Below are 12,046 nucleotides of genomic sequence, written 5' to 3'. Positions count from 1 at the left end.
CACGTCCCGTCGTCTGAAACCTGCGTCCAAGCTCTTTCTTGATCGATTTCAGATTTTTCAATCCGACTTGGCAGAAAATTTGAAGCCCTCTTGCTTACTCACCTGTGAAGCCCGCTTGGCGACCGAGCCAGTCGCCGGGAACCTCGAGAAAGCCAGAGGTGATGAAAATGTTGAAGAAGATCTTGCCGGTCGGTGTAACGGCAATCGCCGAAACGGCAACAGTTTCAGCGAAACTCACGCGGGAGTCATTGAACTTTAAGGGCGCGATTCGCGCTGCCTTCCGCGTAAAGCGGAAACCAGTGGTTATCGTTTCGTTGTCTATCGCCGGAACATTGGCATCGCTGATGTTGCAACCTGCTGTGGTGAACGCGGCTCCGCCGAACGCAAATGCTGTCGTAAAGCGAAATGCGGTACTGCGAGGCCAATTGCATTTCGAAGAAGCCTGCGCGTATTGCCACTCGACTTGTAAAGGCGTCATCGACGTCGGGCCGAGTCTATTCGGCCTCGGAGGCCGTATGAAGCGGAACGAAATCTTGGAAGCGATCGAGAAGCCGAATGCAAAAATCGCTAAAGGCTTTGAAAATGCGACTCTGCTGCTGGTCAGCGGTCGCGTTCTCAACGGTAAAGTCACGGTCGCTGACGGCGTTTACCGCGTCGAGGTCGAACCGGGCGTCAGCAAAACCTTCTTGGCCAAAGACGTGGAGGACTTCCAGCCTTCTCGGTCGGCGATGCCGGAGGGGACGCTGGACGACTTGGACGATCGTCAGAAAAGCGATCTCATAAACTTCCTAGGAAGCCTGAAACCGGTTATTGAGGTTGCTGAAAAGTGAGCGCCGAGGCTGCCCCTGACTCGCCGTCGGGGGCAGCCGGTTTTTCTTATTCGACGACTTAATGGATCTCGGCTAGCGTAGCCGGCAATCCTTATCAACCCGGAATAGCGGTTAATATTCCCTGCGGGCTGGATTTCAACGGTACCTGCCGCCGACTATCGCGATGACATGGACGAAATCCTAGCAACTTGGATCGCGGCATACGATTCCAAAGACGAAGTGCAGCGGGGGGAACTTCGAACACGAGCCCAGCAGGTTGCACTCGAATTCGCTCGTCATCATTCCGTTGAATCCCAGACTGCATGGTGTCCGACCTGATCGTCGCAATCAGGGTTTCTTATTAACCTTGATTCTTGACCTGTAACGCTTATGCCAGAACAGAAAACATCATTACGAAAAAGAGAATTCCATCCCAGAAATCTCTCGGATTGTTCTCGATAACGATGATGTCACCCGGAATGAGTGGTGACGCAGACGGGACTTGAGAGACATCACAATTAATTGCGATGTCTATATTGAGCAGAGATTTGACCAAGATAATTGGTGACCACCGGCCGAAGTATTTGAGGGAATTGAGATTGGTAAGCTTGCGGCTCTATCAGCCCTCTGCGATTCCTGAACCCCGCAAGGCGATTGAACTCTGACGCAGAGTAAAAATGACCCGTCTGTCGATAAACCCTTCCAATCCATCGTGCCTTGCCCCTCTCCAAAAGAGTGAATTTATGAAGACTCGCATTCCGCATGGACCAGGAATAGTCGGGCAGTTCAGGCATTTTCAACACCGCTTTGCTAGAGGCTCGGAAAAAGCATGTGAGCTCTGAATCGCCTAAGTGTTGCACCCGAAAATCAGGTAAAAAATACGGCGCGGGGGCGTTGGCCTGTACTTTGAGGTGTGGGTTAAAAGTAGTTTCAAAACCCGAATTGAATTGAACGGTTTGGCAAGCAAGCTGCATACTTTGGCCTCCGAGAGGAGGCTTTTTGCTCATCACCCTGTCTTCGTGGCCCTCGCGCCGTCGACCGAACACGACAGGGTCCAGGACGGCTCCGCAGCCACTCCTCAATGATTTCCAATGGGAATTGATCCGCGACCTGTTCGAAGACTCGCCACCGTCCGAACTCGACGGACGCCCGAGAGTCGATCCGCGGGGCTGCCTTGAAGGCATCCTGTGAATCTTAAGAAGTGGCGCGCGATGGAAAGCCCGTTTGTCGAGAAGTCGGCCACCGCGATATCCCAGTTCTGCAACGTGCTGGCGACGCCACAAAGAGTGGCCCAAAGCCAGCGTCTTCGAAGAAGCCTGTCGAAGATTGCTCGCGAAAGCTGATCGACGCCTGATCGTGATCTGGCGAGAGCGCTTCGCCGACGCGACCTTCGCATCGGCAGCAGCCTTGAGCATGTTTTCGTTGAAAACAGAGGGGGCCTGGAAGTCGGCCCATTCCGCCGCGCCAATGGCACTAAGATCATGTTTTGGGTCGACGGTCACGGTCCGCCATTGGCGATCGACACAGAATCGGCCGGCCGAAACGATGTCAAACTGATCGAACCGCTGCTCGATAAGACAGTTCTTACATATTAAAAAGCAGAACGGCTGATCTACGACCGCGCGGCCGATTGCGACGCATTAAGACTCCGGCTGCGCTCGAAGGGAATCGACCTGATCGCGCCGCATCGTCGCGGCCGGGTGAAGCCGCCGCTGCAAGAGAAAATGGACGCTGGCAAGATATTAAAGACGCTGGACGGTCGAACGAAGCTTCGCTTGGCTGCCTAACTTCCGTCGGCTCGTCACCCGCTGGGAATATCACGCTCACCTCTATTACGGCTTCGTCCAACTCGCCTGCGCGTACACCTTACTCATGCGGTTTTGAAACTGCTTCTAGTCCGGGACTCCGGTGCCGGTCCATTCAATTTCTCGTCGCATCGGGCTCCATCGCGAGAATGCTGACCGGTTTTAATGTGTAGAAGTGATAAGCTTTCGGAAACACTCCATGTACTGTCGTGCTACTAATAGTTATCAATCCATCGGTGTCGGGATTCCAGACTTTCACGGTCTTGTCCCATGACGCGCTGACCACACGACCGTCCGGAAGAACCGACAGGCAATAAACCCCGTGGNGATGCTCGTCCATCGTGAGGACCTCGCCGGTGTCGGGATTCCAGACTTTCACGGTGCTGTCCCATGACCCGCTGACCACACGACCGTCCGGAAGAACCGACAGGCAATCGACCAGGCGTTGATGCTCGTCCATCGTGAGGACCTCGCCGGTGTCGGGATTCCAGACTTTCACGGTCTTGTCCCATGACCCGCTGACCACACGNCCGTCCGGAANNACCGCAAGGCAANCAACGCTGTGCTGATGCTCGTCCATCGTGAGGACCTCGCCGATGTCGGCATTCCAGACTTTCACGGTCTTGTCCCATGACCCGCTGACCACACGACCGTCAGAAAGAATCGATAGGGAGATGATTAAGCCTCTATGCTCCTGCAAAATTTTTACGAGGCTGACCCTTGGCCCCCAAACCTGCCTCAGCCAATGGATATCGGTGTTTCGCAGGCGTTCGCGAAGCCGCTCGGAATAGGCGTGGCAGGGTCCCCGCTCCTCCTCCCGCCAAGCCAGGAAGTTGACGCAATCCTGCGGCAGCACTCCCGGGTATTTAGTGACGTCACTGCCATGCCAAGTCAGCGCTTGGCCTAAGGCCTTTATGACCTCGTCTTTCCCTCCGACTCCCCTCAGCAGGTTTTGTAGCACCAATGGCAATGTCAGGAAGTCCGCTTCTGGTTCGTCTTGCCCCTGCTCGCAGACGATGATTTCCTCGGCCAGATGCAGGACACGTTCGCATCGGCCTCCGTCCTCTTGAAGCGTTCCGCCGAGGAACTCGGCCGGAAGCATCCACTGTCGCGGTGTGGTTCGGATTCGCCGCACGACCTGCGCGGCCCACTCCTCCGGAATATCTGCCAGTGCACCACGCCCCGGTCGGCGGGGAAAACGCAGCGAGAGCGCGGCGAAGTAGTACAGTAGCGAGTCGTGCAGGAAGCCGACGCCGTTACCGTCCTCGCGGAGCAGTGAGAACTCCAGGAGCGTGTCCTGCTCGGACTCACTGAACTCTTCAGTGAAGTACGACCCCTGATGCCAACATTCGTCCTCCGGCCACCAGTGGGTGCGCAGGTGTAGTGGATCCTCAAGCAGGCAGATCGCCGTTTCGAGACTGTCGAGTCGCGTGCTTTCCTCGTTCGGCAGAATTGCCAGTGCCAGCCGGCACAGCGCGGTTCGCACCAGCGCTGGAGCACGATGTCCCGCCAACCGCGTCGGCAGTTGTCTGCCGTATGTATTAATGTCGCGTATAATGTGCTGATCGACGACGGCGTCATAGAGATCGAACAACGAGTCGATTTGCTCCAGACGCTCTCCCTCCAATGACGCCACGAAGTGAGTCAAAAGCGGGGTCGAGATCAGGCTCTCCTGCTTGGCGTGTCGCCGGATGAACTCTCCCAGTTTTCGGCACTCGGACTCCACGTCGTCTTGTAAGACCGGCAGGCCAAGCTTCTCTCGCAGATACTGCTCATAGCCGCGAAAGTTCCTCAGGTAGTCCTCCGCGTTCTGCGGGTGGATCGGTTCGAGATCGAAGGCGACAAATTGCTCATCATCCCGGAGTTCTGTCATCACCGCGTCGCCGGAGGCGGTCGAGCGATAGGTGACCACCACGCGATGGCCGTACTCCCCGAAGTCCCGCTGGAATAGCCTGATTGCTTTTGCGAGTAGTTGGCGTTGCGTGCTCTCGGCCGAGTTAAGATCGACGAACAAGAGCAATTTTGGCCCGCCAGCCGTCGTCAGCCATCGCTTCAGTCGCCGGCGGATCAGTTCCTTCTGCTCCGTGCTCCAACCGGATGATTGAGCGATTAACTCCAACATCGGATCACCGTCGACGATCCGCTCGCAGGCGTTGTCGATGTCCGCACCGCTGCTCTTGTAAAGTTCGTAGAGTCTCGGGAGCTGCACGCCGAAATTGGCCCAGCAGGGTAGGTAGCCGGCCAGCTCGGGCAGTTGGCCGACGCGCTCGCTGCGGACACCGAGCTGTTCGGGTATCGGGAAGCAGTCGAAGAACGCCCGCCGACACGCAACCGTCTTACCTGCTCCCGAGCGAGACAGTAGTAAGACTCCATGCGTGTCGCCCGTCTCACCCAGGTGCCGCAGCATCGCCGAGAGCGTGGGATTGACACGTTCGGTATGCGGCTTCGCGTCTTTCAGAAGCTGCTCCGCGCCGGCGTCGTTCCTCTCAGCCCGAAGCGGCAGGGGCAGGTAGAGCTGTTCGCCGGGAAGGTCATTGTAGAAATACGCCCATGGCGAGAGCAGCCGTCGACCTTCGGCGGAATCGGCTTCCGGCCCCAACCTTCTTCTTAATTCCGCCAGACCCAACAGGTCATCCGTCTTCGACAGCACCTTGGGTACGTGATGCCTCAGAAAGGTCAGTTGACTCGCTATCGGCGCACTTGGCTCTGGCAACGATCCGCGTCCTCGAAAAAAACGTCCGACTCACCCAGCGTCAGGATAACCGCTTCAGCAACCCGAAGCAGCAACGAAGAAATATGTCTCGAACATAGCTGCAGCTGATAATTCGACGGCCTGGTTCGCATAAAGCTTGCTTCAAAGCTCCCAATGCTGATGTCGAACAGAAACGGAAGGCCTCGGAAGGCCACCGTCCTTAGGGTGACCTTCCGAGGCTATTTCCGTTGTCGCAGCCATCGGGTGTTGTAGTTTTCAGTCCGAAATGGCTCGGGCCAGTTCTTCGAGAGCGGACAGAACTTCATCATCTCCCGACCGTCTTCGCACTCTCAACGCTGCCACTGCCTTGTCGACCAGCGACAGACGAGGCTGATCCAGAAACGCGATCATCATCGCAGCCCGAATCAAGGTGCAGGGACTAATGGGATGCAGCTTCTCAGCGATCGCGATAAGATCTAAAGCTGTATCATTCCAGTAATCGTAGCCGGCCGAATTGCGTTCTGGCCAGTGACCGACCATGGCGGTAAAAAGCGGCTGGAGCAAGAGGTATCGAAGTTCGACGAATGCACGACCAGCATCTCCGTCGGCACCGAGCAAGTGATCCGGGAGTTCGCCTTCAGTTCCACCGCCAGGGATCAACGCGAAACGTTCGCCTACGATCCACGCTGCGAGTCGACGCACGATAAACGCGGCTTCGTCAACCCGACCGATCGCTACATAGCTCGGTACCAACAGGCCAGCCACGTAGAATGTGAGTCGAAGTCCGACCTGCTCCGACTCATTCACAGCTGCGAGTTCTTGGGGGCCTTCTGAATACCTAAAATAATGCTGTGCAAACGATCTGAGCGGGTCGCCTGCGTTCTCTACCAAGACTTGCACCTCGGTTGAGGCGGGCTCTCCCCGCCTCAGACTGTCAGCAAGTTCCGCGATTTCATAGATGCCCAGATCAACTGGTGAGAAGCCTTCGTAAGGTTCGAACCGCGGTTCCGCTTCATCCGCCATGAGATCCAGACTATTCGCAATAGAACTCCGACAGTCTGTTTTAAAGTGATCCTGCATCCGCCTTGCAACGGCTTGATAAAGTCTCTTTTTGAGACTCGACTCGCTGTCCGTTCCGGCGGTGTTTAATTTGTCAAGACGCGACGTGAGAACACCATTACCTTGACGAGAAAACTTCGAGTTTGATCGCTCTTTCGTTCTGGACATCTTAATCTCCGGTTTTCTGGGGTTTACTCTGGCGGGGTCGACAACTATCGATCCCAAAATACAAAGCCGGACGGCGATCTTTTTTTCCTAAAAGAATGTCGTCCGCACGCGAATTTGCGTTTTTTTCAGTCAGAGCAAATCTCGACTTCAAACCGACGGCAGTGGTCGGCCCAAAAGTGGGGGATGGCGTCCAAAGCAGAGCGGGCATGCGTTGCCGCGGAAGCGATTTACAATCGCGTAGTTTGTCGGGTTTCTGCGTGAGGCCGAAGTGTTGCTCGCGCAGCGCAAGACCGCCGCTCAGGTCTGCCGTCACATCGGCTGACCGAGCAGACCTGCTACCGATTAAGGGAGGACTGTTTTGTTTTGATTGCGAAGTGACCGCGAGAGGGCGTAATCCGGACCGACCGATCAGGTCAAGCTGCTGAAGGACGTGGAGATGCGGAACGTCCGGCGAGGCAGCGGCCGTCGGTAACTTCTGTCCGCGAGGTGCTCGGAGAAGAGACAGTCTCCGAGCGCCGCGACTGCCTTGTCATTATGCAGCCGCTGTCAAAAAAAGCTGTAAACATAAGCCATCGCTACCGCAGACGGCCTTGCGGCGCGTCTGCGGCAGCAAAAGCTTCGTAACTTCGTCGTTTACAGGTTCCGTGTCCATTGGTGCTGCACCGTTAGCTCTCGCAAACAATTTCGCGAACTGGTGAAACATGATTTGACACGAGTCGGTGAAGGAGACGGGTGAACCGAACAATTCCTGAGATCAGGTAAGCTAGAAAGAGGATCAGGAATGGTGCGCAGAAAGCGGAAAACGAGGCGAGTAACATTTTTGTTTCTCCTGACTGAAATCGGTGGCGCGGGAGTCTTTCTGCCCGCTCACATTCATTAAGCAGGTGCACCGGAAATTTTCCGGCGGCAAGAGTCCCGCGAATGATTTTTCAAATGATTGCTTGCAAATGAGTCGTGACGGTGCCGCGTCCTGATCTGGGATCGCCGCCCAGACGAACTGGACGACGATGACCGGCGGTCCCGCGATGAGCCGGCGGAGAAGGATTGATGTCGACGACTGAAGCGGCGGTCGCAAGTCAGGCCGTCCGTCGAAGCTTGCCGCCGAAGTTCGAGCCAGTCGGACGGCACACTTCGGAATACGCGGCGGAAAGGTTTTCACGTCACGACCGCTACGGGTCGACCGTCGGGGCTGTTGATCCGGCAAGGCGCCCAGCGGTCTTCGTGTCTATCATTTCGCAACGGTTTGGGTGGGGCCGATCCAAAATGGCCCGGAAAAATGGCATGTAGGTCGCGAGCGTCGAACCATCTGACGGTCTGATCATCGGCCCCACCGAACTCAACGACTTACAAGTCGATTGATCACGCCGAAAGTGGCTCGTGGCGGTCCCTTCACCCAATCGATCGGTGAACACACTGAACTTTTCGACGGAGTACGATATGAGGCTCGTGCTACTCGCCGCCAGCGTTCATTCGTATTTGATTCAGTTCCTTGTCGATCAGATCATGATCACTGGGAAGCTTGTCGGCGACGCGATGAGCAAGTCGCGATAGCTGTGTCTCCGGGCTTACTTGAACTGCCGAAGGAGACCGAAGGGGTTCGCTGACTTCGGCGGTTTGCGCGAGTTTATACTCGGTGACAGTGGCAACTGAGCTGGAAGTGGATTTCGTTCGCATTGCTCTTCCCCGTGTTTCGCAGGTAGATGATTGGCTTCCGACAACGTCAGCGGGGGCATTGCCCCTACAGGTAATGAAGCAGCAAAAGGCAATTTTTTCCCTGCGGTGCTCATAAGTACCAGCCGGATAGGGGTGTCTCTAGGCAGTTTGAATTTGGCTGCGTGTCATTCGCTTTCTTGGTACGGAGATTGAGGCCGTTTTAGGTGTCAGCGTAATGAGATGCAGGTGGCTGGTGTTCCGCCGTGTCGTGAAGCGAGGATAGCCGTTGTCATGATTATTCGAGACTCATTAATCGCAAAACAATCGGGTCTTCTGACGGAAGAAAAATCGTCAATGAACGGCGAAGGGACCGTGGTAGAAATAGCCGAATAAACCCCCGCAGCTAATTGCAAGACTCCCCAAGAAGCAGTTTCTGTGTGCTGATCTATCAAGTTTTGCTGGCGTTCGGGAGCGCCTTCGGTGAGTCGGCCCTACCACCGGGCAACGCTCAGACTTGCCGCATTGTGCGATCGGAGAATTCGGAGCAGGACAAAGGAACCTGAGAAGGCAAAGAATTGCAATGAAAGATAGGCCTACGGTGATACGTGTGCCGACGCTCGATGCGCCGAAACGTCAACTGTTATGACCTGCCCCTTAAAACCGACGCCACCTGTTGGGTTAGAATTTCAGCGGAAGGTTTACCTGACTAAGGAGGCCTTCCTATCAATGGATGGAGGAGGCCGATTTCGGTGGAGAGACGAGCTGATTGCATCGGAATCTGACTGAAACCGCGAATCGTGATGACACCGCTTTATTCTGTTCGTTGTGGCGTATTTGTGGCGTCAATGCGACAAAGAAGACTACCCGCGGCGTACTGATTGAGGCTTTTAAGTCGAAGAAATGCTGGTATTATCACCAAGCGAACGGGTCGAATGTGCTGCGGCGGAGAATCCCCCCCTCTCCGCTCCCAATTTTGACCGATCCGTAAGTCTCTTCTGTGTTTCAGTTTGCGGCATGGGCTTCGGCCCGAAAACCGAACTGGGACACAACTGAGACAAAACGGTCAGTTTTCCGGCGTCGTCTCGTCCTCCCTCGGCTCGAGTCGAAGATCTCCGGGTTCATCAAGTGACACGCCGGCGACATTGCCGACCGTGTTCGATTGCTCCACCGATTCAAGTTGGAGCGGTTCGAGTTTGCTAATCTCCCGAGCCGCGTCCCCGTGGTGGAGATGAAAGTAGTGTTGTGTCATCGCCGGGTCACGGTGCCCCATCCACGCCATGGCTGTCTGCTGGCTGACGCCCTGACGAATTGCCTCGCTGCAGAAGTGATGTCGGAACGAGTGGAGCCGTCCTTCGGCTAGGAGTCTGTCGTTCGGAAAGTCGTCAAGGATGGGCACGAGCGCCTTCTTGACGTATTGCTCTCGCAGCCGGTCCGGACGGAGTTGGTTCCCACTCGCGGTCCGAAACACGGGACCGGGCGAGCCCTTCAGAAGCCGCTTCAAAACCGGCAACAGTTCGGGATGAATCGGAACCTCCCGGCTCTTACCACTCTTCGTTCGTCGGATCGATGAATTTCCCAGCTTCCCATTCTCGCTAACGACGCGGATTACTTGCCGCTCCAGATCGATGTCTTCGGCTTGAAGATTGACAAACTCTCCAATCCGAAGGCCGGTTCGAGCCAGACCGAGGATGATGTCCGCGAGCCATTCAAGACCTTCCACTTCGCGACAGTGCCGGATCATCGCGGCGACCTGCTGTCTTGTGTAGCAATATGTGGGAGAGGCGTCCGGCTTGGGAACTTTGGTTTTGAGTTCCCAACCGGCGGGGGCCAACCCTCGTTCGGCGAGGAACTTAACGAGTTGCTTGAGCAGGGTCAGTTCAAGATAGACGGTCTTCGGCTTGGCTCCCGCCTTGCTGCGTGACGTGGCATAGTGATCTGCTTGCCGTTCCCGGAACTGTCCCCAGTGGCTGAGCCTCTGCAGATGGCAGAATCGCCTGATGTGGTCGAGGGCGGCATCGTATCTTTTCCTCGTGGCTGAGCGGACTCCGCCCGTGGCCTCATCACGTCCGACGTGTTCGCGGAACGCGTCGATCCCGACGTCGATCGAGGCAAACTCGGCACCGGAGTTCGGGGCATCGCGCGGATCGAGTAATCCGTGCTGAATCGCCATTGCCTGATCGAGCGCCGTGACTGCCTTTCGGGCATCTTCGCAGTCGCGAGTTGCAAGAGAGTGCTTACCGAGCGACGGATGTTTCCCGCGGCCATCGGCGTACCAGATACCGTTGTCGCGTTGAAAAAGCCGCCACTCATAATGGCTTGCATTGATCTTCATTCCGCCTGAGCGGGCCTTCTTTTTTGAGTTTTTCATGGGTTATCTCCGATTCGTCATCCAGCGAGGCTGCGGGCCGCTGGATGAGCGTGGTTGTTCGATATTCGCGAAGCCGGAGACAGGGGGCCGCGAACCGATCGCGTCCAATTCCGACCGCGGAATCAAGAGCCGGCCGCCGGGGCCGCCGGGCTGCGTCGCGAAGAGGCGCCCCTTGTCGATCCAACGCCGGACCGTCTTCTCGCTCACGCGAAAGTGCTGCGCGGTTTCAGCGACGGAGAGAAATTCGGAGCTTTGTTCGTCGTCATCCATGACCGCTGCCTCGTTGTCGTCAGCGAATCCTTCGCCAACACCGATTCCCGAACTCACCCGAAACTGCGTGATGCATTTGTGACCAGCGCGCAATCCGATCCCAAGAATTCGGAAAGCTGCGAAATTCAGTGTGGGCTGATTCGCGCCGGTCGATCGTGCCGATTTTCGTTCGGCTCACGGTGAATCGACGCCCGTATGGGAACCGCGAGTGGCCGCGAAGCCGGCTGGTCGACTCACCAGCCGAGGGCCGGTAGATCAGTTAAGCTGCAGTCGTCAAGCGACTAGCACCCCAAATCCAGCATATTCAGTAAAGCAATCTGTGAGCAGAATGTCCACTCGCGTCAGCCGGTTCACCGCCGCAACGAGGATTCGTTGACGTAAAGCGTTTCTTGATATGAAGATAAAAATTTCTAGGGCCACCTGGCTGAGCCTCGAAAACCCGCGATTTGCTCACCAAACGCTTAAGTCTGCGCTTATCGCCAACAGAGACGATGCGATGATACCTATCTATCGCCGGACGCTTTATGTTCCGATGGCCCGTCCTGCGACTGCAGATATCTCCTTGCGATCACCCTGCCAATTTCTTCCGCCAGATCCATCCAAGCGCAGTTTCCCGGCGTCGATGCCGAAGTTGTGCCCTCTCGGCTCCCCCTTCGCCTAAGCCTCCTATTTTCACTCATCATCAATTTCTCCCCAAAGTCCAAAGTAACGGTCACCTCAATTCTGAAAGGCACACCAGGCAGAAGGTCCAGGGGCGGTTTCGACCGCTAAGCCCTTCATATAGATATGCCGCATTTTCGCAGTTTATTAAGCAATGACGTTGGGCCGCCCCTGCTCGGGGTGCCCACGGTCACTGACCCGCTCCGAATCTCTCAAGCGTTGTTGCAAACGAATATCCAGACCAGCCAGCTATCGAGATCAATGCGGGGTCGATACGCCTCTATGGGCCTGACAACTCACGGGCGGCAGTCGCGAGGGGCGTCTGCGCACTTGGATTCGAGCACGAATCTGAGCGGTGCGAGTTGTCCGTCGCGGTAGGCCGACAGACAGTTCAGACCGAAATTTAAAGGGCTCGGGCGATCATTCGATCGATCCGCTTGGCCAAGCGAAATTCATAACGTGTTTCAAATAAATGGCTTGCGGCATTTAGCCTGACCGATTGAGCCCGGCAATGCAGCTGTAGCTACATTGCCCGGCTCAATCGAAACGGCGAATGTCTAAA

General features: G+C 56.0%; 6 protein-coding genes and 1 pseudogene. 2 read left to right on the top strand and 5 right to left on the bottom strand.

The features are described from left to right. Positions 1–94: 94 nt before the first annotated feature. A complete protein-coding gene (locus Pan189_RS21150; protein ID WP_310821351.1) occupies positions 95–238 on the bottom strand; it encodes a hypothetical protein in 144 nt (47 codons plus the stop codon). Positions 239–344: 106 nt separating this feature from the next. Here Pan189_RS21150 and Pan189_RS01725 point away from each other — a divergent pair, with 106 nt between their 5' ends. Both Pan189_RS01725 and Pan189_RS21610 read left to right on the top strand, forming a co-directional pair. Further along, positions 345–830 carry a hypothetical protein gene (locus tag Pan189_RS01725; protein WP_310821332.1) on the top strand — a complete coding sequence of 162 codons (486 nt, stop codon included), beginning with the start codon at positions 345–347 and terminating at the stop codon, positions 828–830. Between the two features lie 1,737 nt (positions 831–2,567). Beyond that, positions 2,568–2,693, top strand: a pseudogene (locus tag Pan189_RS21610) (IS5 family transposase); the annotation flags it as partial. A 36-nt stretch (positions 2,694–2,729) separates the two neighbouring features. On the opposite strand, the gene Pan189_RS21790 reads toward Pan189_RS21610, so the two are convergent. From Pan189_RS21790 to Pan189_RS01705, 4 genes are all read right to left on the bottom strand, one after another. After that, a complete protein-coding gene (locus tag Pan189_RS21790; RefSeq protein WP_445785725.1) occupies positions 2,730–3,716 on the bottom strand; it encodes a WD40 repeat domain-containing protein in 987 nt (328 codons plus the stop codon). 1,866 nt (positions 3,717–5,582) lie between these two features. After that, positions 5,583–6,329, bottom strand: a complete 747-nt coding sequence (locus Pan189_RS01715) for a hypothetical protein (RefSeq protein ID WP_145362242.1) — start codon at positions 6,327–6,329, stop codon at positions 5,583–5,585. Positions 6,330–9,249: 2,920 nt separating this feature from the next. Then, the gene (locus Pan189_RS01710) at positions 9,250–10,554 is read right to left on the bottom strand and encodes a tyrosine-type recombinase/integrase (protein WP_145362241.1); all 1,305 of its coding nucleotides are present in this window, start codon (positions 10,552–10,554) and stop codon (positions 9,250–9,252) included. 3 nt (positions 10,555–10,557) lie between these two features. Further along, positions 10,558–10,881, bottom strand: a complete 324-nt coding sequence (locus tag Pan189_RS01705) for a helix-turn-helix domain-containing protein (RefSeq protein WP_145362240.1) — start codon at positions 10,879–10,881, stop codon at positions 10,558–10,560. Positions 10,882–12,046 lie beyond the last annotated feature (1,165 nt).

The sequence above is a fragment of the Stratiformator vulcanicus genome, assembly GCF_007744515.1.
Taxonomy (GTDB): domain Bacteria; phylum Planctomycetota; class Planctomycetia; order Planctomycetales; family Planctomycetaceae; genus Stratiformator; species Stratiformator vulcanicus.
Note: the sequence above shows the minus strand (reverse complement) of the source record. Positions and strands in the feature narration are given on the sequence as shown.